Here is a 24990-nt window from a genome sequence, read left to right as displayed (position 1 = left end):
CCCCACGACGAGGATAGATGGGAGGCGGCACCACGCACATCACAATCTCTTTCTGGCAATCTTTATGGCCATGCACCCGGGCGCAAGAAGGGAAGATAGTGCGGGACCATAAGGTTACGAAAAAATTATCCAGACATTTGAGTGATGACATGACGCTAGAATCCAGCAGCCATAGCGTTTTTTCAAAAAAATCTTTCTTCAGTTCCCTGAACAAAAAATATGAGGCGAGGGGGCTTGCATACCCGTCCCTCCTGGTGGACGTGCCTACCTATCACATCGTCTGATACTGACGCCTGATAAGGTGCATCCCCCCGTCTTCCAGATAGTTGTCGAGGAACACGTTCTGCACAAGTTCCCAACCTTCAAGTTCGGTGTCCCTCCGATCGGTCGGGAAGTAGAGCCAGAGGTGTTCCTTTCCAACTCGAAACAGACAAAATCTCCTGCCGTCCTTGTAAAAGGCAACCAGACCCTTCCCGCGCCGCCCAAGCGGATTTGCGAGTGGGTCAAAGCCGATGGTGAAGGAGACATCCTCACCCAGGGCCAGAGTCCCGGTAAAATGTTCAAGGGTGACCCGGCGATAGACCGGGTTCTCGGGAAGGTCTGCTCCCTCAAACCCCCCGGGATCATTCGAGTGGACGCCGCCATTGTAGGCTTCATAGAAATCGAGCAGACGCTCGATGACGTCACTGAACGACTCGCGCACGGTGCCCAGGGCACGCAACCGCTCGTACTCCCTGTCGCGCACCCTGACCGTCCGCGTCCCGGTCACCTTCCCCGGAATGAAGTGCTCCATCGTTGCTCCAGTCATACGATTCTCCCCCGCGCACCACCGGCCCTGCTTTCCGGTGATGCATACAGGATCATTGTCTACAAATATTAAATAACTTACCATCAGTATGAACTAAAGTTACCAAAAATAATTCTTGTGCCACTTTGGCCCCATTTAGAAGATAAGAAGTATGAGCACAATCGTGATGACCTTGGCCGCCATGCTAGCACCATAGGTCTTTATCGTGACCTTGACCCCTTCCCTCCCGAAGAGGGAGAGGTACAGGGGCGCGGAGTACTTGAGATAGATGAGGGTGATCACCGCCATCGAACCGATGACAAGGGTGACAAGCGCCTCTTCGATATCGAGCGTACCTTCTGCAAGAAGCGAACCGACGACCGCATAACCTGCGGAAAAATGAGCGGCATGGGCGACGATCGCGGCGATGCTCTCGCCGGGCACACCGACCAGGCCGAGGACTGGTCCGAAGATCGCTGCGACCGCCGTCACCGCCCCGACGGCATAGAGTGCAAAAAATACCAGGGTGGCGACGACGGCGACCGGGACGATGCGGCGCAGGGAGGGGAGGGCCTTTGCGACACCTTCTTTGAACGTCGCCCGGTCGAGCCTGAGCGGGGTCGGTTCAGGAGACTGAACCTGAGTATCCCCGTCTCCCCTGCCTACAAAGAGCCGCATATAGATCATCGCGCCGGCGACCTGGATGAGGGTGGAGAGAAGGTTGAGCAGCGTATAAGTCACACCGACGACCGGGCCGAGGAGGACCACCGCTGTCGGGAGCTGGACCCTGAAGAGCGACTCCCCCAGCACCGTCGGGAAAGTGCCCATCAGGAGGGTCGGGACCACCTCCTCCTTGCGCACCTTCCCCTCCCTGAAGAACTGGGCAAGCATCGACTTGCCGGCGGTGGCGTTTGCGACCATCGTGAGGAGAACAAAAGAGCAGGGTTCCGAGAGCGCCGAGAGCCGCGAGATCGGCCGCGAAAGAAAGCCGAGACGGGAGAAGATTCCGGTCTCGGTGATGATGCTCGCGATAAGGATGCCGATGGTGATGAGGACCGTCGCCCTGAGGAGGTAGGATACGACCATACCAAGAGAGAGGGCGACCTCGACCATATCACCCGCTCCGTTGCCGCCGCTCCATGGCCTCGACAAATGCCGAGGCAAAGGTCTCGTTCAGATAGGCGTGGCTGTAGCCCGCCATGACCGCATACTCGCAGAGTCCGTCCCGGCCGTCGGCGATCCCCTTCCCGCGCCTGAGAGAGAGACCGAAACGCGCGTCCGCTGCCGGGTCGACCGAGGAGTAATGGAACTCGTGCCCGCGGAAGCCCGCACCCGCGGGGAGGAGGGGCGAGGCCCCGGTGGCGTCGGCCTCCACATAGCCGAGGGCCTGGAAACGCCCGTGCATCTGTGCCCTCGCCGGCAGGGCACCGGCCATCCGGTACGCCTGCCCATCGGCTTCCAGGCCTTCACAGAGATAGATCAACCCGCCGCACTCGGCATAGACCGGCATCCCGTCCTCTGCGGCCGCTCGGACTTGATCGGTGCAGGGAGCGGCCGAGAGTGCGGCCGCATGAAGTTCAGGGTAGCCGCCGCCGAGGTAGAGCCCGTCGACCTCGGGGAAGGGGTCGGTGAGTGGGGAGAAGTAGACCAGTTCGGCCCCGGCCCGGCGGAGGAGGTCGAGGTTGTCCTGATAGTAGAAACAGAAGGCGGCGTCGCGTGCCACCCCGAGACGGACGCGGGAGGGCGCACCGGCACCGGCCGGGCCTGGGATAGGCACCGCCGCCGGACCCGAAGCGGCCGCAACGAGAAGGGCATCGAGATCACAGTACGCCTCGCAGACCTCGCCGAAGGCGGCCATGCTCGCCTCGCCGGCCATCGCGAGCCCGAGGTGCCGGCTGGATACAGCCTTCTCCTTCTCGGTCGGCACCCACCCGAGGGCCGGGACCGAGAGTTCTTCCTCGATCATCTGCCGGTGCCGCGGGCTCCCGACGCGGTTGAAGATCACCCCGGCGAACCGCACCGAGGGGTCGTAGGCGGTGTAGCCTCGGACCAGGGCATGGACACTCCTGGACATCCCGCCGACATCGACGACCAGCACCACCGGAGCGCCGAGGATGCGGGCGACATGGGCCGTGGAGCCGAGGTCTCCACCCTCGAGTCCGTCGTACATGCCCATCACGCCCTCGATGACGGCGATGTCCGCACCTGCCGAGGCCGCCCTGAAGGTTCTGACCACCCCGTCCTCTCCCATCATAAAGGGGTCGAGGTTGCGCGAGGGGCGGCCGCAGATGGCGGTGTGGTGCGAAGGGTCGATGAAGTCGGGGCCGACCTTGAAGGGCTGGACCTCCAGACCTCTCGCCTGCAGGGCCGCCATGATGCCTGAGGCGAGGGTGGTCTTGCCGCAACCCGAGTGGGTGCCTGCGATGACGATTGCCGGGATCATGCTGGAAGATCTTTGGGAGGAGACGAAATGAAGATATGGCCAGTGCCGGTGGCCGGCGTCACTTCCTCTCCTTCCAGCCGGGCAGGTCACGGAGGGCCATCGCGTGAATCGCCCCCCCCTGCACCTCACCCTCGGAATCCATCGCATCCTCCATCCACCCCTCGGCCTCCAGGTATGCAGCCTTCAAACCTTCGGCGATCTCTTCAGATGGTGCCCAGAGCCCGCGGCCGTACGCCTCAAGTAGACGCCGCCCGATCTCCTCGAATGCCCAGGGGTTCTCCTTCTCAAAGAACTCCCGCATCTCCGGATCGAGCACGTACGTCCGCGTGATCTCGTCGAAGATCCGGTCGTCGACCTCCTGTGTCGTCGCTTCCCACCCATAGACCGTCCCTATCCTCCGCGACATGTCGCCCGCACCCTTGTAGCCGTGGCGGCGCATCCCCTCGATCCACTTCGGGTTGAGCAGTTTGGTGCGCGTCACCCGCCGCACCTCGTCGGCGAGAGTCCTGACCGCCGGGCGGTTCTCGTCGCGGGTGTCGCCGTACAGTGCCGGGACGTCATGGCCGCTGATGCTCCGCGCCGCCGCGGTCAGGCCGCCATGCGTCCCGAAATAACAGCAGCAGCCAAGGAGATCGTATTCGTCGGTGGCGGTCTTGTTGAAGGTGAGGTCGACCGACGCCAGCTGCGCCGAGAGCCCGTCATCCGAGAGATTCCCGAAACTGCCCCGGCCGTACGCATAGCCGTTCCACCTGAGAAAGACCTCGGCGATGTCTGCCTCGTCCTCCCATGCCGAGGCATAGATCGCGAGGGAAACGCCGTTCCCGTACGTCCCCGGCCGACTCCCGAAGATCCGGGCGACGCTCCCGGACGCAAGGGTGTGCTTCCTGACATAGTTCATCTCCGGCGGTTCGTCGAGCGCGGCGACGGCGCGGACGGCGTCGTCGATCAACTCGATACAGGTGTAGAAGTTGTCGCGCAGGATGCCGCTCACCCTGACGGTGACGTCGATCCGTGGACGGCCGAGTTCTTCGAGAGAGAGCAGACGGAACGACCGCACCTTCCCCTCCTTCCAGACCGGTTCGCAGCCGAGCAGAGCAAGCACCTGGGCGCACTGCTCCCCGTCGGCCCACATGATGTCAGAGGCCATCCAGTACATCGCCACGTTCTCTGGGTACGCCCCCTCGTCCTCGATGTACTTCGCAAGGAGCAGATCGGCGAGACGGCTCCCGACCCGCCACGCCGCCTTCGTGGGCACGCGGTACGGATCGAGGGAGTAGAAGTTCCGCCCTGTCGGGAGTACCTCGGGTTTGCCCCGCGTGATCAGGCCCGAGGGGCCGGGCGGGACGAACCCCCCGCCGAGTGCCCGGAGGAGCGCCCCGATCTCATCGGTGGCGTCGATCCGTCCGGAGAGGTCGGCAACCTCGGCCGCAATGTGATCGAGGGGGACAGCGAGATCCTTCAGACGCCCGTTAAGGGCACGGCGGGCCGCATCCTCTGACCCGGCCCCCTCAAGGAGCGCGGCGACGAGTGCCACAGCAGAGGAGTCCGCCTCCTCAAGGAGGGGGGGACCGGCATTTTCGAGATCAGCGCCCATCATCCTCAGGACGACATCCCTGAGATGACCCTCATGGTGCATGATGGCCGCAATGTATGCCGCCTTCCTCTCTCCCGCGGGCATCTCCCCGAAGATGTGCATCCCGTCCGGGATCCGGGCATCGTAGGTCGCGGTGAGGACGTCCTCGACCGCGGCGACGATCTCCTCGAAGGGCGCACCCGCCGCCTCCATGCGGGGAAGCCCTATCTCTTCGGCGAGCCCGCACTCGTCGATGAGGTCGCGGATCGTGTGCGTCAGCGCGTGCGCCCGCGCCCCGTCCGTACCTTCGGCGCGGCGGTAGTCGTCGATCTGCCGTTCGAGTTCTTTGAGCGACCCGTACAGCCCGCTCTCCACCATCGCCGCCTGGGCGTGGTCGACGAGGGTGGCGCATGCCCGCCGTTTTGCGGTCGTGCCCTCCGGGGGGTTGTCGGCATTGTAGATGTAGAGGTGCGGCATCCGCCGGATCACAAGGTCGGGATAGCACGACTCCGAGAGGGCGACGCTCTTGCCGGGCAGGAACTCAAGGTTCCCGTGGGTGCCGACATGGACGACGGCGTCGGCGCCGAACTCTTCCTCGAGCCAGCGGTAGGTGGCGAGGTACTGGTGGGTCGGCGGGATCTCGGGGTTGTGGAGGATCCGGCAGACCTCGCCGTCGCACCGACTCCCGGCACACCCGCGCTTTGGCTGGACACAGACGACGGCGTTCCCGAAGAGCACGCCGGTGACGACGATCTTTCCATCGTAGACCATCGCTGGCGGGACACCATCTTTTCCACCGGGGGGCGGCCCCCATGCCTCGACGATCTCCCGCCTGACAGTCTCAGGGAAGGAGGAGAACCAGCGCATATAGCGATCTAATTCGATCATATCCAGGGCGCCGCCGTTCTGCACGATCCCGGCGACCGAGGTCCACCTGAACTCTGACAACGCCTTTCTGGAGAGGATGGTTTTGATCAATTCCTCACCGTCAACGGGAGCCTCCACCCGGTACCCGGCACCGGCCATCGCCTGGAGAACGCGTGCCACGCTCTCCAGCGTGTCGAGGTGTGCGCCGGCGCCGACGCCGCCTTCCAGCGAGGCGCAGGGTTTGTTGTGGAGGATGAACGCCACCTTCCTCTCTGCTGGCGGTTTATCCCGGAGGGCGATCCAGGCCCTGGCACGGTCGGCCACCCTCCCGATCCTCTCAGGAAGAGGAACATGAGAGGCGTCGTCACCCGCAGCAGCGACACCCACCGGGAGCATCTCGATCATCCCCTGGAACTCAGGGAGGGCGACGCACCACCCCAACTCGCTGCTCCCCATCCCGTCGCGCGACGAGGCCCATGCCTCTTCGGTGGTGTGATAGAGGACGAGAGGATGGATGACCGGGAGGCCGAGCGCGGTCAGCGACGCCTCATAGGCCGCGGCGTCCGCGGCATGGATGAAAGACCTCGCCTCGACGAGGGCGTCGACTTCACCGGCAAGATAGGTCTCGATGACCGCGGCGGAGGAGAGGGCGCCGGTCTCCCGGTCGCCGGTACCGAAGCAGAAGACCGGGATGACATCGCAGTCCCGCTCGAACTCCCGGATCATCCCGTCGACCACCGCCAGATCCCTCGTGAGCCAGGCGGTCCGCGAGAAGAGGAGGCCGACCGTATGCCGGTGACGCCCGGGGCGCCATGCATGATAGTCCGCGGTGGATGTAAAGGGCTCAGGTGCGTCGGGGTGGTAGATCCCCTCCCAGAGGGTGGGTTCGAGCGGGGCAACAGGGATCTCACATCCCAGCACCTCGTTTGCCGCAGATGCGAGCAGATTCTTGATGTTCTCTGCCCCGCCGTAGAGATAATATGCGTTCAGCGCGGCGACGACTCTCATCGACACTGTCGAGACGCTCCAGTAGGTGTCGTTGTAGCCGTAGGCGACGACCTGAGTCCCGGCACCCAGGCCCTCCATCACCTCGTCCCACCATGCCTCGCCGGACGGATGGAGAAGGACGAGCGCTGCGTCGCCGAGGGCCTTCCTGCATGCGGCCCGCAGGGCGGGGTCCGCCTTCAGGTCGTTCACGGCCCATGCACGGAGAGAGAGGCCGAGGGCCGCGGCCGCCTCCCTGAAGAGGGGGAGTTCGCTCCCCCATCCCACCACCCCGATCCCGGTTTCTCCATTCATGATATTCCTGACCGATGGAGCCGCAGCTCCGATCATACCAGATTGAAATTTTTATGGTAAAGGTGTTACGAATTGAAAAAAAGTATTATGATCGCGTGGCCGCCTTCACACTCCGGGGGGAGTGGATTCAGCACCCGACGACCACTACAAAGAGCCCTGACACCGGCACCGGCGGTTCGGCCGCAGTCCCGACGGCGACCCGCTCCTCCGGATAGCCGAGATCCTCGCAGACGGCAAGCCCGGTCTCACCGGGCAGGGCCGCCGCGAGAGCCTTGACCGAAAACTCCGGATCGGCGATGAGGAAGACAACCTTGCCGCGGCCGATCTCCTCTGCCGCCTCCCTGATTGCCGCCGCGTGGTCCTTGCCATGAGCGGTGACCACCGCCGCCTTCACGAGGGAGAGGCCGAGGCGGGCGAAGGCGACCTGCATCGAGGAGACGCCCGGCACCACCTCGCCGCCCAGGTAGCCCAGGCCCGCGAGCATGGGATCGCCGGTCGAGAGGACGACGGCGTCGTCAGGCAGGGAGCGGAGGGCTTTGTAGTCGGTGATCTCGTGCACCTCGCACCTGTCCCGGATCTCCGACCTCGCGAGGTCGATCGCCCTCGCCGAACCATAGATCAGAGCCGCGTCCCCGATCACGCGCGCCGCCTCGTCGGTGAGCATGCCTGGACCGCAACCCACGCCGACGACCTTCATCCCGAGTCCCCCAGCACCGTACCGTCCCTGGCCACGATCACCACCCGCACCTTCGGACGGGCGGCCTTGAACGAGGCAAATGTCTGCTCCATGACGCCCTGCCATGCTGGCGTCCCGGTCAACTCCTCCACGGTGGCGCACCCGGTCCCGGCAAGCACCCCGGGATCCATGAACTTCATGACCAATCCGGGGAGCCCACAGATGACCACCTCATCTTTTGCAACCGCGAGGGCGTTGTCGAGGTGCACCCCGACGAGCACCACCTCGCGGTCGGGAAAGAGAAGACGGGCATAGCGCAGACCAAGCCTGCCGGTGGTGAGCACCACCTGTTCGGCACTCTCCACCCGCTCCAGCGCCGACTCAGAGAGGTGGTCGTCCCAGGGTTCCACCAGGCCGGTGGAGCCGAGGACCGAGATCCCGCCTTCCACGCCGATGCGCGGGTTGAGGGTCTTTGCCGCGACCGCGGCGCCCTCAGGGATCGAGAGGCGGACCCGCACGCCAGGGAGCCCGACCGATGCGGCGGCCGACCTGACTGCCTCTTCGATCGTCTCGCGGGCCGTCGGACTGACTGCCGGCGCCCCCAGAGGATACCGCGGGGTCTCGCGGACAAACCGTCCGACCCCCTCGCCGTACTCGACCTCAATCCCGGCCGGGGTCCGCTCTGCCACGGCGACAAACGCGAGCCCCGCGGTGACATCTGAACGATAATCGCCAGAGTCCTTCCCGGCCTCGCCGCGGCCGCCGTCGCCCCTCACCCGGACGACGACCTCCAGGCCGCACGGGAGGAGGAACGAGACCGCGTCCACCGGGTCGGCCAGGGAGAGGACCGCCGCCCGGCATGCCGCCGCCGCCGTCGTGCCGGTCGTAAACCCCCGGCGCAGCACCGACCCGTCGGCGGTGAGGACGCCGAGGCCAGACATGGCGAGGTCACGGGCCGTCAGATCGGTGCAGCGCCCGACCCACTCTGCCGGGTAGAGAAAGCCTGTCACCGGGTCGATGATCTCTTTATGCTCCACGCGTCCGCTCCACAAACATCGTGACGATCTCGTTCATCGCCGCGACCGCCGGCGGCGTCCCGCCCCGCGTCCCCTGCGTCGAGATCGAGGGGATGTCGAGGGTGCGCAACTCCTCCTTGGACTCCGCCGCATTCACAAACCCGACCGCCATCCCGATGACCAGCGCGGGCCGCACGCCCTCCCTGACCATCGCACAGAGGGCGAGGAGCGACGAAGGGGCGTTCCCGATCACCACGACCGCGCCCTCCAGCCGATCGCGGAGGGCGAGGAGGCCGGCGGACGAGCGGGTGATCCCGCGCGCCGCGGCGATCTCCTGCCCATAGTCAAGGGCGCAGAGCACCTCTGAGTGGTGCTCCTTCTTCCTGATCCCCATCTGCACCATATGGATGTCGGTGATGATGGGGGCGCCCTGCTCCAGGGCTGAGAGCCCGGCCTCGACCGCCTCTCCCTTGAACCGCACCAGGTCGGCCATCACGAAGTCGCCGACCGAGATCGCACACCGCTGCCTGATCCGATCTTCAGGCGTCCGGTCCCCGATCACCTGGCGGGCCAGCGACCTGCTCGTCCGCGAGATCGCATACCCTTCGGGCGTGTCGGCGCCGGGATCAATATACATACTTCCTCCCATATCCTCTCGGTGTGAGCATCCCGCCGTCCTGCATCCTGAAAGTCTCGGTCCCGCCGACGATGACGAGCGTGCGCATGTCGACGGCCGAGTCGTCCTCAGCAAGATCGCCGAGGGTCGTCACCGCCGTCTCCTGCCCGTCGCGGTAGGCGTTCCGCACCAGCCCCACCGGCGTCCCGGGCGAGCGGTGCCTGAGGGCGATCGCAAGTGCCATGGAGAGGTTTTCAGGCCTGCCATGACTCTTCGGGTTGTACAGGGCCACCGGCACACCCATCAGGAAGGCGAGGTCGAGTCTTGTCTCGATCGTCTCCCACGGCGTGAGGAGGTCCGAGAGCGAGAGGGTGACATGATCGCCGGTGAGCGGGGAACCGAGAAGCGAGGCCCCGGCGCACGAGGCCGTGACGCCAGGCACCACCTCGTACTCCACCGGCGCACCGGCCCGGTTCATCACTTCGAGCACGATACTCGCCATCCCGTACACGCCGGGGTCGCCCCCGCTGACCATGACCACGCGGTGGGTGCGGGCGAGGTCGACGCACTTCTGCGCCCGCTCGACCTCCCTGCCCATCGAACTCCTGATCACTTCCTGGCCCCCGAGGAGGGGGGCGATCTGTTCCAGATAAAAGGCATTGCCGATGACATACTCGGCGTCGCGGATCGCGTCCGCCGCCTGCCCGGTCATCTGCGCGATTCCGCCCGGGCCGATGCCCACAATTGAGAGTTTCCCTCTTTTATCGTCCGATTGCAACTGTCACATCCCCATAGACCGTTTTCTTCAGTATCAGTTCGCCGCGGCGTGCAAGAGCGAGCACCGCCGGCTCGGCCACGCCGACAAGCCCGATCAGCCCGGCCCGCGAGGGCGAGGGGGGCGTCAGGGCGTTGAGCGTCTCGTCGCCGAGGTACAGGAGGACACCGCCCAGCGCGGCGACGCCGTCCCGCAGGCCGGGCTCGTCTGATTTCTTCGTGGTCGTGGCATAGACGAGCACCTCCTCTGGCCCGAGCCCGGCCGTCCTGAGGGCCGCCCCCACCGCCGCCACGACCGATTCAGTCGCAGTCCCCCGCCGGCACCCGAGACCGACGACATACTCGCCGCCCTCCACCAGGACCGAGACGGCCGGAGAGGCGACGACGATCGCCGGGCCGCCGACGATCGCCGGGCCGCCGACGGTATAGACCGGAACCTCGCCGTCGAGCATCGCCGCGTTCACCGGGAGGGTGGAGGCGGGATTTGCGATCTCGGCCCCGACCGACGCCGCGACGCCCTCGACGCACGGGCGACCCAGGGCCTCGGTGGCGGTCGAGATCACCGGGACCGCACCGGTCTTCGCCCCGATCTCGCGGGCGAGATCGTTTGCACCATGATGCCCGCCGAGAATTGGGACCGCAAACCTGAGGTCAGGGCCGACCACCACCACCGCCGGGTCCCGCCACTTGGTGGTGAGGAAGGGGGCGCATTTCCTGACCGCGATCCCGGCCGACATCACGGCGACGATCGCCTCGTAGGCGGCGAAGGCCTCCTCGAAGACCCCGGGGGAGTACGGGAGAAACTCGCCGCCGACGGCCTTGGCGACCAACCGCCCTTCGTCCTCGAAGCGCCTCAGCGCAATGACTGCCGTCTTCATCCGTAGAGGTCTGAGTTGGTGTAGTCGGATGCGGTGGCATTCACCACGCCGCCGATGATGATCAGGGCCGAGCGTTCGATCCCGGCCGCCCGCGCCTTTGCCGCGAGGTCGGCGACCGTGCCACGCACCACCTGCTCGTCAGGCCAGGTGGCATGATAGACGACCGCCGCCGGAGTCTCAGGTGGGCACTCGACCTTTTCGAGCACCTCCTCCATATGCTCGGTGCCGAGGAAGACGACCATCGTCGCCCCGGTTCGCGAGAGTTCGGCGATCTGGTCGGTCTCCAGCGTCGCCCCCGCGGGTCTGGTGACGACCACCGACTCAGAGACGCCGCGGAGGGTATATTGAGTCTTGAGTGTCGCCGCCGCCCCGAACATCGAGGAGACGCCAGGGACCACCTCGACCTCGATCCCGGCCCGTTCCAGTTCGGCGATCTGTTCGACGATCGCCCCGTACAGAGACGGGTCGCCTGAGTGAAGACGGACCACCGTCTTCCTGGCCCTGGCTGCCTCGACCATCACCGCCACCATCTCGGGGAGTTTCATCCCCCAGGAATCGTACTTCTCAGGCGCCGGCGACCGCTCGACCAGCACCGGGTTCACGAGCGACCCCGCGTAGATGAGGACGTCGGCCCGCATCAGGAGATCGTTTCCCTTCACCGTGATCAGGTCCGGGTTTCCCGGCCCGGCCCCGACAATATAGATCTTTTCCATCGTCACCGCCTCGCAAAGAGTACACTGAAATAATTGCTCTTCTCAGGGAGTTCTTCGCCCCGATAGACCTGCTCGCCGTCCATATACATCCGTTCCACCAGGACGAAATCGGTGAAGCCCTCGGTGCGGAGACGTGCGGCCGTCTCCTTCGGATGCGTCACCTTGAGGAGGAGACGACACGCTTCCTCGGACCCGTCGCTCACGCCGATCCCGCCCGAGACCGGGACGTCCGCGACCGAGGCAAAGGCGGTGATCGCACTGATGCCGGGGACGGTCGTGCACCTGACCGCCGGGTGGCGGTCGGCGAGGACGGCCGAGAGCCTCCCGAAGGTGCCATAGAAGTTCGGATCACCGAGGATGCAGAAGACACAGAGCCCGTTCTCCGCAGGCGCCGCCACGGTATCGGCGTTCTGCTCCATGCACCGCGCGATCTCGGCCTCGTCCCCGGTCATGGGGAAGGAGAGGATCTCGACATCGGTACGGTACGGGGCGATGATCTTCGCGGCCACCCGGCCGGGGACATAGACCACGTCGGCCTCCCGGATCAGGCGCACGGCCTTCACGGTGAGGAGTTCAGGGTCGCCCGGGCCGATTCCGACACCGACCAGCATCTCAGGCCACCTCCCCGACGACGAGCCAGACCGGGTTGGCCGGGCGCATCATCATCCCCTGTCCAAGGGGGTGAGAGCGCGCCACCTGGAGGGAGATGACCTCCCTGAAGATCCCGAGATCCTGCATCGTCCCCACCGCCCGGTGGAGAGTCTCCAGGAGGACGCAGTCGACGACCACCCGACCGCGCACCTCCCCGGCAAGCACCTCGAGCACCTGCTCAAGATCGCGCGAACCGCCGACGAAGGCGGCGTCAAGGGGACCCGCACCCGCGAGGACCTCCGCGGCTTCACCGCAGACGGTCTCGATGTTGTCGGCACCGGCTGTCTCCGCCGCGGCCCTCGTGCAGGCCGCCGCTTCTGACCGGCGGTCGATTGCAAGCACCCGGCCGGCGGTCCGGGCCGCGGCCACCGCGATCTTCCCTGTCCCGCACCCGACATCTGCAAAGGCACACCCCGGCGCAAGCCTCAGGTGCCAGAGGGCGACCGCCGCCACTTCATCCTGCGTCGGTCCGCCCCGAAGTCCCTCATCCATGTAAGTAAAGTTCACTTGCACGGAATAATTAACATTTGTTCAAACTCCTTCGGAATCATTTCGAAGCCCTTACTATGGGAGAGGATCACCGGGGAATATGCACGACCCCGGGCTTGAGATCCTCACCATGCTCGCCACCGCGCCCTGCCATGTCTACGGACTCAAGTTCAGACTCGATGAAGAAGGAGTCTGCAGGAGCCACAGCGAACTCTACAAGACCATGAACTCGCTCAAGCGCCAGGGACTCGTAGACTATGAGAGGGCGCCGGGTACGAGGGGGCCGGAGAAGAAGATCTTCTTCATCACCGAGAAGGGCAGGGAGGCATTGTTCCTGGCAAGGAAGCGCAGCGTCGGACTTGTCCTCTCAGACTACTTCCGCCACCTTGCCCTGACATTCCAGGATCTGATGGTGGCCGAGTTCGAGAGCGAACGGCCCCTCAGGCGGATTGCCGTGGTTCCCGAGCCTCTCAGGGGCGGGCCGGCCGATCTCTTCGTCGCAGCGGCGGCCGACCTCACGGGCCAGATCCCGGAACGCTGGCTGATATCAAGTTACAGAATAACCATCGAAGGGTTTCAGAGCCTCACGGCAGACCCGACCGCCATGCCGTGCCGTGACGGAGCCTTCGATCTCCTCATCGCCCCCGGACTCAGCGAGGCCATCCCCGACCCATTCCTCCCGGAACTTGCCCGTCTCCTCGCCCCACGCGGCCAGCTCGTCACTTTTCTCCCCTTCACTGAAGAGATGGCGAGATCTTCAATCGCCGGTGAATTTCTCATCCGCGAGGTGCGGCGGTTCTTCCCTGAGATGCAGGTCTGGACACAGACCGACTTCCTCAGCGCACTCTCCGACTTCTTCGACGTGACAAGTGTCAATCACCTGGGCTTCTCCCTCATCTTCTGCAGGGCGCGCACCCAGGACTGAGAACAAAAAAAAGTGGAGCGGGAAAAAAAACCCGGTCTCACCTCTGTGAATACTGTCCCTCGAAGACGATCTCGTCGAGAGCCTTCTTCCCGGCGATCTTCACGTCCATCGGATACCCGGCCGGAAGAAGGGAGACAAGAGTGTACTCTTCAGGGACACCGAGGAGTTCGCGGACCGCATCGGCATACTCCTTCTTCTCGCCCGCCACCCAGCACGACCCGACCCCATAGGCCCAGAGGCCGAGGATGAGCTGGGTCGTGGCTGCGGAGCAGTCCTCAAGATAGTACTTTGCGTCCCTCTTGCCGAAGACCGCAAAACAGATCGGGGCGCCCTCGATGAACGTGCCATGGTCGGTGAGGTCGGCGATCTGCTTGAGGGTCTCCTTCTCCTTCACCACCCCGAAGAGCCAGGGCTGTTCGTTCCTGGCGGTCGGGGCAAGACGGGCACACTCGAGGGCGTTCTCGATGATCTTCTCCTCGATTGGGTCTTCCTTGTACTTCCTGATAGAATGACGCGTCTTAAGGATGGTAAGCCCAAGATTCGGACCAAGATACATGCTCCTCACTAGGCAGTGAAAATGGATAATCTTTGCGAAGAGAAAGGGGGTCTGTTGGGCATTGTAAGATCCCTACTCTGGCATGCCAATGCCGGGGGGCTGGCCGCCTCACCAGACAGATCTGAACCTGCTCTCTTCCTCGCAATCATACGGCCACCCCCGACGTAAGGAGAGAGGAAGGCGTGGGAACAGAGAGGTACGAAAAACATATGAGAGTTTCAGCAGAGCCAGCAAAAAAAGAAAATTCAGAAGGGGAGCAGCCCGCCCAGCCACCCCACGAAGTTCGCAAAGCCCTGCGGGATGATCACGGTGGGATCGATCCCCAGGATCGGGGCGATGAAGAGGAAGTAGGCGAACGTCCCGATGGTCGACCCGACATTTGCCAGCGCAGCGACGAGCACCACCCTGAAGATCGGCACCTTCCGCATCTCGGTGAAGGTCTCGGCGTCCATGATCTGCTGGAAGTCGGCAGCCGAGGGTTTCCTGATTTTCGCCTCCACGATGGCGGCAAACCATCCGGCGGCCATCAGGGGATTGAGGGAGGTCATCCATGCCACCCCGAAGGCCGTGAGGGCCGAGAGCGGGTGGCCCCCGGCGGCGATGGTGAACCCGGCAGCGAGCACGCCGTTGATCAGCACCCAGTACAATATCGCCCAGGCGAGCACCTCAAGCCCGACCCCGGAGAAGGCGATCGAGATGAGGAGGAGGGCAAAGAGGGCGACGACCAGGATGCCGATGATCTTCCCCCAGGGATAGCGCTTTTTGGGGGCGGCGGTGAGCGCCGCCTCAGGCGGGAGGAGATCAGGGGAAGAGAGGTAGCGCTCCACCCCCCGCACATGCCCGGCGCCGACCACCGCCAGCACCTTCTCATACCTGACCGAGAGGTCGAGGATCCGGCGGGCGATGAAGGCGTCCCGCTCGTCGATGAGGGCCCTCGCCCCGTTCGGTGAGAAGTTCCTGAACTCCTCCAGGGCCGCCGAGACGACGTCCTGTCTGGTCAGGGCGTCGATGTCGACCTTCTCGTCCGCACCCCCTGAGACCGAGACCGCAAGGGCGTAGAGCATCTTCACCTTCTCCCAGAGGCTCATCCCTTCCCAGAATCTGGAGAGGGTGATCCTGATGTCGCGGTCGATGAGGCCCAGGGGCAGACCCCGGTTCTCCACCTCATCGATGGCCGCCATCATCTCGGCGCCAGGTTCGACGCCGACGTCCATCCCGATCTTTCGCTGGAGATAGGCCAGGGTCCACTGGAAGAGGATCTGGGAAAAGTTCCCGCCTTTCAGCACCTCGTCGACCTTCGGGGGCGGCGCCCCGTTCCTGAGGGCCTGGTATCGCCCGGCGTCAAGTTCCACCCCGACGATGTCGGGCTCGAACTCCTCGATCGCGGCGCGCACCTCGGTGATGCTCTTCTCAGAGACATGGGCCGTGCCGACCAGTCTGATCTCACCCATGGACCGGCCACACCCCCTCGCTGTCGACGACCGCGGTCTCCCCCGGTGGAGGAGAGGTGGTGGAGAGGACACGCCTGATCCCCTCCTCTTCGGCCGCTTCGGCCGCCTGACGCTCGATAAGGGCGCTGGCAACGGCACGCGCCTCTTCCAGGGTCATCTCTGTTCCCAGACCCGGACACTCGGAGACAATGAGGCGGTCACCCTCGAGCATGAACGGATAGGTCCGGCAGATCCAGGGCCGAGCGGCGTACACCCGGCACTTTTCCCCCTCCAGGAAGCGGCAGTGCCCCTCGTCCCGATTGAGACACCAGTCAAAAGTGTAGCGCGATTTCCCCGGCCCATCAAGAAACTCGGGGTACGGTTCCGCGACTTCGCCAGGGGGAAGATCTGCAGCCTTTGCCACCTGCCGCACCTCGCCGGGTGATAGGATGACCAGGTTCGACCCCTCGGAGACCTCGCTGCAGCAGGCCCCGCAGCGCGTGCAACGGAAGCCCCGCTCCCTGATCTCGCCGGTGAGATCGTCTACTCCTCGCATATACGCTCAAAGTTCCTGAAGAGCAGGTCTCCATCCTCAGTGTGGCTCACCTCAGGGTGCCACTGGACACCGAAGATCCGGTCCTCCGCGGATCCCATCGCCTCGACCGGACAGATGTCGGAGTGTGCATAGACGGTGAAGCCCGCAGGCACCTCTTTCACCTCGTCGGCATGGGAGGCCCAGACATGGATCTGCTCTGGATATCCTCCAAGGATCTCGCTCTCCCCTGTGATCTCAACACTGACGCCGCCATACCCACCGTGGGAGCCCGGCCCGACGGCCCCGCCCCGTGCGGTCGCGATGATATGGAGGCCAAGACAGATCCCCAGCACCGGCAGGCCCAGGTCGAGGTACTCGGCGCAGTTCCCGGCCCGCTCAAGCGACGGACCGCCACCCAGAATGATCCCCCGGCACCCCGCGGCGACCTCTTCTGGCGGAGTGGTGTTCGGGACCATCGCCACCTCGATCTCCATGTCCCGCAGTTTGCGGTGGATGAGGTGGTTGAACTGCCCATGGTTGTTCACGACAAAAATGGGACGCATTACAAGGGTATGGTTGGTTGAGGCTATAGCCTTTTTTATGGAGAATCTGGCCTGCGGTCGGCGATCTCAGAGGGGCCGCGGTGCTTTGTCTATGGTCGGGAGTGCGGATCTGTTCAAACCGAAAAAAAGAGAGAGAAGCAGGTACCTTATCTGAACGATCTGACCGTGGAGAGGATGGCCGACCTGATCTCCTCTTCTGAGTAACCCATCACACGGGCAAGGAACATGGCGCCGCCGGCACCCATCCCCTCTTTCACCTCGCCCTCGCAGTACCTGCCGATCCCCGCATCGCCGATGGTGCCGAAGTCAGGGTCCACATAATAGGCCTTCGCCCCCACTGCGGCCACGGCCTCCTCGAAGTTTGCCGAGGCATCGGTGCGCACGTACTCGGTCGTGGCAAGCGGGACCATGGATCTCCCCAGGCCCTTGAGCACGGCGTCGACGGCAAGCATCTGGGTGCCCCCGGCAAAGACGAGCGTGCCTTCAAAGGTACTCGCGATCCCCGCGGCCACCGGCATCATGGGATCGCCCCCGATCCGCACGACGTCGAGGGCGTCGGTCGCCCCTTCGCTCTCCACCCGCTCCAGCACACCTCTACAGATCTCATCTTTCAGGTGCACGGGGTTCTCCACAAAACTGCTCGATACCCTGGCTTCATACCCGAGGGCGCGCAGGACACAGAGAGCGGTCGTCGTCCCGCCGGGCACGCACTCACCCAGGACCAGGAGGTCGGCGCACCTGGAGAGGAGGCGGCCGACCCGCTCACCGGCCGTAAGAAGATCCCTGACCGTCGGGACGGCGTCGCCCTCTCTCGGGTCACCGCCCGGCGCCCCGTAGACGTCGATGCACGGCACCGTCGGCGGGTTGAAGAGGCCGGCGTTCACGAAGACCGGTTCGATCCCGGTGAGTGTCGCCATCGCCCTGGTGATCACCGCCGGCGTCGGGCACCCGGTAGGGGTGTTGGGCTTGAGGGGCATCGAGGTGATCGCCCCGGTGGTGATCATCTCGGCGTCGAGGATCGGGGTGAAAACCGTCTTCTTCGGAGACGGCCCCGCGCCCGATACCCCCGGCACCATTGAGAGTGCGGTATTTCCAAGGACGCTTGCAAAGAGCGGTCTTGAAAACTCAATGGACGGAGACTCGGAGAGAAATGTCATATCAATGTATATATTGAGCCTGACCAAAAATTCTCCTATGTTTGAGATCGAAGAGCGGCTCAGAGGAAAAGGAATCACCACCGGGGCCATCGTCGACGCGGGCATGGGACTCTATGTCTCGCATGGGATGAGCCCCGAGGAGGCGAGGACGCGCCTGCAGGAGAAGATCCTGGCATCATATCAGGACCCAAACGTCTCCTCCCTCCTCCTCGGCGCCATCCTCCTCGAAGAAGAACTCTACGAGAACCGGGACGACTCGGAGATCGCCGACGACCCGGTCTTCCTCCTCTCCGACGAGATCATCGGGATGGCCATCGCCGAGATCATCGGGGGCACCTATGCCCGCTTCGAGTTCACCCGCTACGACCAGAACAAACCGGGCATCCTCGGCGAACTCGGGCCCTTCCTCGACGATGCCGTCGCCGGACTCATCGCCGGGAACACCTCGCGGCTGTACAGCGAGAGTTTCACCTCCGGGAACACAGAATAGACCAAAATGACTGGTGGGGGGTCAAGGACAAAAGGCCACCAGGAGAATGCGATTGAACGAGCTCTGTCGAATAACTCATGAAGCGAAAGCACGCCTCAGGCATACCGAATGGAAATCTTTCATAGCAGATCTTCGGGTGATTTTCATGGTAATTCCTCTTCTGGAGTGAACATGAGAGGTTGATCACACCCTTGCCCCTACATGATGGATCGGCAGAGGAAGGAAACACCCTCAGAACAATCACCAACCGCCTGGCCGCTCCTATCGCAATCCCCGGGGGTCCGCGGGTAGAGCCCCCGGCGAGATTGTAAGGGGAAGGCACGTCGGTCAGATGTGCCGCCCCGCCAGAAGAACGAGAAACTTTACCCTGCTCTCTCTCGTCGGGGGAAGACCCCCCGGACCCCCCACGGCGAAGATAGCCGAGGGGCGGCGATTGAGCGATGTTCACACCTACTGCCCTGTCGTGAGGAGAGGGATCCTTCCACGCCCCGGAGATCTGTGATGAGAAATTTTCATCGCGTATGCTTGAGCCCAGGGTTCATGCCGAATTCTAAAAGGCAAAAAAAGGAGATAATTCACTCCGCAGTAAGATCCACCTGGCACTCGCTCTTCTCATACGGTACCACCACCACATCCTCAAGCGTCTTTGAACCCTCCTTCCCCACGACCTTCACATCATATGACCCGATGCCGAGGTAATGGAACGTATGAGGTGTTTTTTCTCCGGTGTCCTTGCCGAAGAGATAGATCTTCGCACCTTCCGGCGTGCTCCCAACCGTAAGTGACCCGTGCGCATACGGGTCCAGGTTCAGACCAACCTCCGCGTCCTGTTCCTTAAGGCGATTGTCGGTCAGCAGGACCACCCGCTCCTCAGGAATATATCCAGGCTTCGAGACCGAGACCAGGTGCCTGCCCTCCGAGATGTTCTCGACGAGGTACGGTGTCGCACACCCGGTGGAAAAGCCATCGATGAAGATCAGAGCTCCAGACGGCACCGAGGTGACGAGGAGTCCACAGGGTGCGGCGAGCAACGGGCTGATGACCACTGTCTCGTTCGATTGAACAGTATTCGGGATCTTCTGCGAGAGGAAACTGCCATTGTCATGGACCGTGAGATATGCATCGATCCCCCCGACATCGACCTGCTTTGGAACCCTGTACCCGAGATCCCTCCCGCTGACCGAGAAAGAAGAGCCCGAATACTTCTCAGACTCGATCGAGAGAGAGCGCTCAAACCCTTTCGAACCACTGCTGAATTTCACCTGCGACACCGAGTTCTTCACGATCCAGACCCGCTCTTTCTCATTCCCGAACGCGACATTTTTCTTCTTCGCCTTGATCGTATGCAGCCCTTCTTTCAGCCCATAGATCAATGCGGGCGTCTTTTTGTTGCTCTTCCTGCCGTCCACATAGATTTCCGCCCCCTCGGGGAAGGATTCGACATACACTCCGCCGTGCCGGTTCTCCTCCCACCCGCGCAACGGTCCGGTGGCGGTCGTCTGCTTCATCAACTCTGAAGAACCTGATTCAAACTGGAGATGGACCTCGTCGTCGCGCTCAAGATAGACCGTCCTCTCCACCGGTTCGAACCCGTCCATGCTCATCCTGACAGTGTGATTCCCTCCTGCCAACGATTCGAGAGTGGCAGGCGTCGTCCTGCCGGTATACTCCCCATCGAGATCGATGAGAGCGCCCGGCGGCGTGGAGAGCACCGAGAGATCGAACCGCATCTCCGTGACATCACCAGGAGGCATCTCCTGGGTGACGGATGGAACCTCAGCCGCGGCAGTCGGTTCGACCGCCTGCCCGGACAAATTACCCGTCATGATATCAGGTTCCTGCAGCGTGCCGGAGTTCTCTCCTGAGATCTCGACCCCGAAGATCCCGAAGAACGCCGTCGCAACGCCGCCAATCAGGTCGACCAGAGGCTGAAAGATCTCGATATCACCCCCTTCTTGAAGCGCATATGTTCCTCCCTGCCGGATCCTGGCGGAGAGTTGACCATCCGCAGCCTCGACCTCCACCGGCTGCCAGCGGCCCAAAGAATCATCGTATCTCACAAGATGAACACCCGAAAGACCGAGACGGTCCGTATGGATTACCAGAAGGATGGGAATATCGGATTCCAGCCCCTTGTCGCCGATCGCGTACGCCCGCAGAACGTCACCGGGGCTGAGCACCTGCAGTGTCAGCGCCGTGAACCGCTTCCCGGCACCGTCGGTGATCACCGTTCCCTCGGAGATGAAGAGTTCGAGCGCCCCATCGTCGAAGGTGAGGTGCGTGGCCTCAAGCCTCCCATTCGATTCGTTCAGAGTGAACCGTTTGCTCTTCCCGACCGACACATTCGCGGCGGCGGTGACATTCACCGCAACCCCCGCCGGGGGGGTGCCGTGCCTGACGACGAGGATAGCGCCCCGGTTCTCCATATAGTCCCCCTTTGTCGAGTTGATGTAACTCTGGATCCCGGCCTCGTTCCCTGAAGGCATCAGATAAGGCCTCACATCTATCCCGGCCACACTAATCGCAGACGACCCGCCGGTGAGGAGATTGAACCACTTGCCCCCATTGAAGGTGATCCTGTGCTCGTCGTCGTCCACCCCAGACCCGGCCGTGGTCACCAGGATCAGCCGTGCCCCCCCCGCATCGGCGAGATCGATCTGGCCATCGAAGAGTGCCTTCGTGATGCAGTCGTCGCTCGTGGTGCTGAAATCCGGGTTGGCATAGATGGTGTCTGAGCCCTCTGCAATCCAGTAGGTGATCTCCGGTTCTGCCGGGTTTTCGACCACGACCAGCACACCGGGTCCATAGGTCGCAAAGACATCATCTTTGCGCCCATCGTTGGTCACCGTCACCATATGCTTGCCGGCCACGCCACCCTTAAGCGTGGTGATGTTGTAGGCATGAGTCTCAAGGAGATAATTGTAGATGCCCTCGTTTTTCCGGTCACGGTATACCTGATCTGCCTTGATATCGACCCCGTCGATCTTCAGCGTGATCCTGCCTTTGGTTCCTTCTTTGCGCTTCTCGTCATGCCCCCAGGTGGTGTAGATGTACAGCCTGGCAGACCTGACCGTACCGTTCTCAGGCATCGGGATCGTGATCGCAAACTCCCTCGTCTCTCCGGCATGGATCAGCCCGGTATAGTCACTGAACTCATAATAGTTGAGGTTCCCGTGGAGGGTGCCGGTGGTGAGGAGATCTAGTTTCTTGCCAGTGTACCCGAACTCAGAGTCATTTCCTCCCTCAGAACCGCTTCCTCCGAATACCAGATCCGCCCCGACCGTTTCGTCCTCCTGCACCTTCACAGTCTGGTATGCCGTTTCATATCCTCCCTTTCTCACCTCCACAGTATATTCTCCGATTATGAGTCCATCAATCGTGGCCGGAGTCTGGAGAGACATATTCGTTAAATCCTCGTAATCACCACCCTCAAGATATATCCAGGCCCCTGACGGCTCGGTCGTCACCTCGATGCTCCCGGTCCGCGCTTCGAGGTCAAAATGAACCGTGGTGTTTTTCCCATTCTTCACCTCGATGTACCGATCGTCAGGTACGTGGTAGCGATCGAGTTCGACCCTCACCGAGTGGTCACCGGCACCGATCCCGCTGATAGTCGTGTTGGTAACCCACTGAGTCTCTTCATCGTCCAGGTAGACCGCCGCACCGGCCGGGGAAGAAGTCACCTCGATGCTCCCCACCTCTTTGCCGGGGTAACGGACCGACAGAACGGCGAGCGGGATCTTGAAGTATGCCCCGAGATAACTCCCGCCGCTCCCGCTGACACTGAGATCCCGGGTGTAAGTGAGAAGGCTGTCGGTCCCGGGAAGAACCAGGTCGGTGACGTCTTCGGTATGGTAGCCGGAGTACGCCCCCTGTGACTTCGCCGCTTCGAATGGTTCGGAATTAAAGGTAAATTCTCCCACCTTGCTTGCCATATGCACGAACGAGAGTTCGGCGACACACTCTCGTTCGTCATCTTCAGGGATGTTCCCTGTGGCAAAGATCGTCTCCCCCTCATAGATATCGCCCAGATAATCCTCGACATAATATGAGTGGACATCATGCCCCTGGTTCACCCAATAATACACCTCGTCGGCGTCGCCATCATCATAGGCAACGACCAGAGTGACGATCTTGATCCGTCCGTCAAAGGTTCCCGAGTAACCCTCGGGTTGATCGGTCTTGACCATCGCAGTGACGCATCTTTCCTTGATGGCATCGGTGACATCGTACCACATCAGGTAGTCGCTCGTCACCCGGTTGCAGTGGTCGTTCACCCAGACCGGCCCTGAACCCCCGTCGATCGGGAAGGAGTATGGCACCCGCAGTTCCTCCACCCCAAGAGTCTTTGTTCCCGAACCGCCGTCGAATTGTACGGTCGCACGATGTTCGTAGTTGTTCTGCATATGTGCACAGTAGACCGACACATAGAGGCGCGCCCATTTGATCTCCGTATACTCGGGCAGCGAAAATTCCTTCGAGACATCACGGTCCATCCCGGTCCCGACAAAGGAATTTACATAAACCCCGCCTGAGACGACATCTCCGTTGACGGTCGTGAGAGGGATGCCCCCCACATACTGGTCGGCAACGGCGCAGGCAGGCAGGAGGAGAAGGAGAAGAAGGGCAAGACATGTCACCCTTTCTGCGGGGAACATCATCACTCTCCACTCCTGATCGCCGTCACCGGATTGAGCCTTGCCGCCTTGAGCGCCGGATAGAACCCGGAAACCTCGGACAACACAATGGCGATAAGAATCCCGATTACAAGAAGCCCCGGTGTGATCAGGGTGATCTCCGCGTCCGCAAAGGTGGCGAAGGTGTCACCCAGTTGGGCGATGATGAAGGGTTTCCCAAAGATGTTGATGACGCCGGCAAAGGCAATTCCGAGGAGATCGCCGAGCACCCCGCCGATCAGCCCGATATACAGGCATTCAAAGAGGATGAGCCGGACCACATCCCTGGGCGACGCCCCGATGGCCATCGTGATCCCGATCTCCCTAGTCCGCTCGAAGATCGAGGTGATCATCGTGTTCATGATCATCAGGGCGCCCACGATGAGGGATACTCCGGCAAAGAACGCAAGGAGCAGGATGACCACATCCATCAGGCGGTTCACCGACTCGATCTGCTCGAAGGCTCCCGTGGCGGTGAGACCGAGGGCCTTGACCCCGTCCACCACACCGAAGACCTCTTCGGGGTGGTCGACCCTGATGAGGACACCGTCGAAAGACGCCTCGCCGCCGCGCAGTTCCTGCGCGACCCCCCGGTCGATCAGCATCATCTGGTCGAACTGGTCGTCCCGTTCCTGGAGCACGCCGACCAGGGTGAAGTCCACCTGCACGTCCACCGGCATACCGTCCTCGTCGTACTGCCTGATCAGGATCGGGATCGAGTCGCCGAGACGGATACCCTCGTAGCGCTGGAGCGTCTCGGCGAGGTCATGGCCGAGGACCGCCTGTCTGGAGCCGGGATCAATCGGCTCTCCCTTGAAGAACCTGGGTTTGATCACCCCCCCGATCTCTGCCGGGTCGACGCCCATCACCCCCAGGTAGGTCTGTCGTTTTGTTGCGTAGGCCTCCCTGACAATCGCCGATGACCCCTTGAGATGAGGTATTGCGGCGATCTCATCGATCTTCGCCGGGGTGATCAACTGAAGCGTGCCGCTGCGGATATCCGCGGTCGCCTCGATGAGGGTCAGGTCTGACTGCTCCTTGATCGCCTCCACCGCCTGGTACCTGATCCCTTCGCCCAGGGAGACGGTCCCGACCACCGCCGCCACGCCGATGGCGATGCCGAGGGCGGTGAGCAGGACGCGCATCCGTTTCCGTGCGACCTGCCTGGCCGAGATCTTCAGGGACTCAAATATCTTTGCCATCTTCATCTCACACCACCCTCCCGTCGAGGAGTTTGATGGAACGGTCGGCCCTCTTCCCGAGTTCGCGCTCATGGGTCACGATCAGAAACGTCGTCTCCCGCTCCCGGTTCACCTGGCGCATCAACTCAAAGATCCCGTCGCTCGTCTTCGAGTCCAGGTTCCCGGTCGGTTCGTCGGCAAGCACGATCGTCGGGTTTCCCACAAGGGAGCGGGCGATCGCCACCCGTTGCTGTTCTCCCCCGCTCATCTCGCGCGGATAGTGGTTGGCTCTCTCCGCAAGCCCGACCATCTCCAGGAGGGCCAGGGCCCGTTTCTCTCTCACCCCCCTCCCGGCATAGTTGAAGAGAAGGGGATACTCTACATTCTCCCTGGCCGTCAGGGTCGGGATGAGATTGAAATTCTGGAAGACAAATCCGAGCGCCTCCCTCCTGAGAGTGATGAGCGCCTGTCGATCGTCGAAGTCGACATGCGTCCCATTGATGAGTACCTCTCCCCCGGTCGGCCGGTCAAGCCCGCCGAGGATGTTGAGGAGCGTGCTCTTCCCGCTCCCGCTCCGTCCGAGGAGGGTGACAAGTTCCCCTCTCTCAAGGGCGATGTTCACATCGTGGAGTGCGGTCACCTGCTCGGTGTACGCCTTGTTCAGGTCTCTCGTCTGCATGATGACATCCATCATT

22 protein-coding genes are annotated in these 24990 nt (G+C 62.8%); 2 read left to right on the top strand and 20 right to left on the bottom strand.

Annotated features, from left to right (window positions below):
* Positions 1-271: 271 nt before the first annotated feature.
* The 12 genes from RJ40_RS11185 to RJ40_RS11130 form a co-directional block, all read right to left on the bottom strand.
* On the bottom strand, positions 272-808 hold the full coding sequence (locus tag RJ40_RS11185) for an antitoxin VapB family protein (protein WP_265580934.1): 537 nt from the start codon (positions 806-808) through the stop codon (positions 272-274).
* Between the two features lie 135 nt (positions 809-943).
* Positions 944-1900, bottom strand: a complete 957-nt coding sequence (locus RJ40_RS11180; RefSeq protein WP_265580933.1) for a nucleoside recognition domain-containing protein — start codon at positions 1898-1900, stop codon at positions 944-946.
* A gap of 1 nt (position 1901) precedes the next feature.
* Positions 1902-3230: a cobyrinate a,c-diamide synthase gene (locus tag RJ40_RS11175; protein WP_265580932.1), complete on the bottom strand. Its 1329-nt coding sequence runs from the start codon at positions 3228-3230 to the stop codon at positions 1902-1904.
* Between the two features lie 58 nt (positions 3231-3288).
* Positions 3289-6969: a cobaltochelatase subunit CobN gene (gene cobN / locus RJ40_RS11170; RefSeq protein WP_265580931.1), complete on the bottom strand. Its 3681-nt coding sequence runs from the start codon at positions 6967-6969 to the stop codon at positions 3289-3291.
* Between the two features lie 127 nt (positions 6970-7096).
* Entirely contained in the window at positions 7097-7666 is a 570-nt protein-coding gene (locus tag RJ40_RS11165; protein ID WP_265580930.1) for a cobalt-precorrin-7 (C(5))-methyltransferase, read from the bottom strand.
* Positions 7663-8682: a cobalt-precorrin-5B (C(1))-methyltransferase gene (locus tag RJ40_RS11160; RefSeq protein ID WP_265580929.1), complete on the bottom strand. Its 1020-nt coding sequence runs from the start codon at positions 8680-8682 to the stop codon at positions 7663-7665. Before RJ40_RS11160 ends, RJ40_RS11165 begins: the two co-directional genes overlap by 4 nt.
* Complete coding sequence (locus tag RJ40_RS11155; protein WP_265580928.1) at positions 8672-9298, bottom strand: precorrin-8X methylmutase; 627 nt, start codon at positions 9296-9298, stop codon at positions 8672-8674. Before RJ40_RS11155 ends, RJ40_RS11160 begins: the two co-directional genes overlap by 11 nt.
* Positions 9288-10019: a precorrin-3B C(17)-methyltransferase gene (gene cobJ / locus RJ40_RS11150; RefSeq protein WP_322743880.1), complete on the bottom strand. Its 732-nt coding sequence runs from the start codon at positions 10017-10019 to the stop codon at positions 9288-9290. Before cobJ ends, RJ40_RS11155 begins: the two co-directional genes overlap by 11 nt.
* 19 nt (positions 10020-10038) lie before the next feature.
* Complete coding sequence (gene cbiG / locus RJ40_RS11145; RefSeq protein WP_265580926.1) at positions 10039-10929, bottom strand: cobalt-precorrin 5A hydrolase; 891 nt, start codon at positions 10927-10929, stop codon at positions 10039-10041.
* On the bottom strand, positions 10926-11642 hold the full coding sequence (locus RJ40_RS11140) for a cobalt-precorrin-4/precorrin-4 C(11)-methyltransferase (protein ID WP_265580924.1): 717 nt from the start codon (positions 11640-11642) through the stop codon (positions 10926-10928). The genes cbiG and RJ40_RS11140 overlap by 4 nt, the downstream gene beginning before the upstream one ends.
* A 2-nt stretch (positions 11643-11644) precedes the next feature.
* Positions 11645-12253 carry a cobalt-factor II C(20)-methyltransferase gene (locus RJ40_RS11135; RefSeq protein WP_265580923.1) on the bottom strand — a complete coding sequence of 203 codons (609 nt, stop codon included), beginning with the start codon at positions 12251-12253 and terminating at the stop codon, positions 11645-11647.
* A 1-nt stretch (position 12254) separates the two neighbouring features.
* Positions 12255-12785 (bottom strand): methyltransferase domain-containing protein, encoded by a 531-nt coding sequence (locus RJ40_RS11130; RefSeq protein ID WP_265580922.1) that lies wholly within the window; start codon positions 12783-12785, stop codon positions 12255-12257.
* Positions 12786-12882: 97 nt separating this feature from the next.
* Between RJ40_RS11130 and RJ40_RS11125 the strand changes: the two genes are divergently transcribed.
* The gene (locus RJ40_RS11125) at positions 12883-13707 is read left to right on the top strand and encodes a helix-turn-helix transcriptional regulator (RefSeq protein WP_265580921.1); all 825 of its coding nucleotides are present in this window, start codon (positions 12883-12885) and stop codon (positions 13705-13707) included.
* Between the two features lie 37 nt (positions 13708-13744).
* On the opposite strand, the gene RJ40_RS11120 is transcribed toward RJ40_RS11125, so the two are convergent.
* From RJ40_RS11120 to cobT, 5 genes are all read right to left on the bottom strand, one after another.
* Positions 13745-14263 carry a nitroreductase family protein gene (locus RJ40_RS11120; protein ID WP_265580920.1) on the bottom strand — a complete coding sequence of 173 codons (519 nt, stop codon included), beginning with the start codon at positions 14261-14263 and terminating at the stop codon, positions 13745-13747.
* Positions 14264-14508: 245 nt separating this feature from the next.
* Positions 14509-15714 carry a TraB/GumN family protein gene (locus RJ40_RS11115; protein WP_265580919.1) on the bottom strand — a complete coding sequence of 402 codons (1206 nt, stop codon included), beginning with the start codon at positions 15712-15714 and terminating at the stop codon, positions 14509-14511.
* Positions 15707-16249 (bottom strand): YkgJ family cysteine cluster protein, encoded by a 543-nt coding sequence (locus tag RJ40_RS11110; protein WP_265580918.1) that lies wholly within the window; start codon positions 16247-16249, stop codon positions 15707-15709. Before RJ40_RS11110 ends, RJ40_RS11115 begins: the two co-directional genes overlap by 8 nt.
* Entirely contained in the window at positions 16237-16791 is a 555-nt protein-coding gene (locus RJ40_RS11105; protein ID WP_265580917.1) for a GMP synthase subunit A, read from the bottom strand. The genes RJ40_RS11110 and RJ40_RS11105 overlap by 13 nt, the downstream gene beginning before the upstream one ends.
* 146 nt (positions 16792-16937) lie before the next feature.
* The gene (cobT, locus tag RJ40_RS11100; RefSeq protein WP_265580916.1) at positions 16938-17948 is read right to left on the bottom strand and encodes a nicotinate mononucleotide-dependent phosphoribosyltransferase CobT; all 1011 of its coding nucleotides are present in this window, start codon (positions 17946-17948) and stop codon (positions 16938-16940) included.
* 37 nt (positions 17949-17985) lie between these two features.
* Between cobT and RJ40_RS11095 the strand changes: the two genes are divergently transcribed.
* Positions 17986-18438, top strand: coding sequence for a phosphatidylglycerophosphatase A (locus RJ40_RS11095; protein WP_265580915.1), 453 nt, complete (start codon positions 17986-17988; stop codon positions 18436-18438).
* 575 nt (positions 18439-19013) lie between these two features.
* Here RJ40_RS11095 and RJ40_RS11090 read toward each other — a convergent pair.
* From RJ40_RS11090 to RJ40_RS11080, 3 genes are read right to left on the bottom strand one after another with little or no spacing between them, the layout of a single operon-like run.
* On the bottom strand, positions 19014-23099 hold the full coding sequence (locus RJ40_RS11090) for a DUF3344 domain-containing protein (RefSeq protein WP_265580914.1): 4086 nt from the start codon (positions 23097-23099) through the stop codon (positions 19014-19016).
* A complete protein-coding gene (locus RJ40_RS11085; RefSeq protein WP_265580913.1) occupies positions 23099-24316 on the bottom strand; it encodes an ABC transporter permease in 1218 nt (405 codons plus the stop codon). The genes RJ40_RS11090 and RJ40_RS11085 overlap by 1 nt, the downstream gene beginning before the upstream one ends.
* Positions 24317-24323: 7 nt before the next feature.
* A complete protein-coding gene (locus tag RJ40_RS11080; protein ID WP_322743879.1) occupies positions 24324-24989 on the bottom strand; it encodes an ABC transporter ATP-binding protein in 666 nt (221 codons plus the stop codon).
* Position 24990: the final 1 nt, after the last annotated feature.

The organism is Methanofollis aquaemaris (assembly GCF_017357525.1).
In the GTDB taxonomy this organism is placed as follows: Archaea; Halobacteriota; Methanomicrobia; order Methanomicrobiales; family Methanofollaceae; genus Methanofollis; species Methanofollis aquaemaris.
This window is presented reverse-complemented; position numbering and strand designations above follow the sequence as displayed.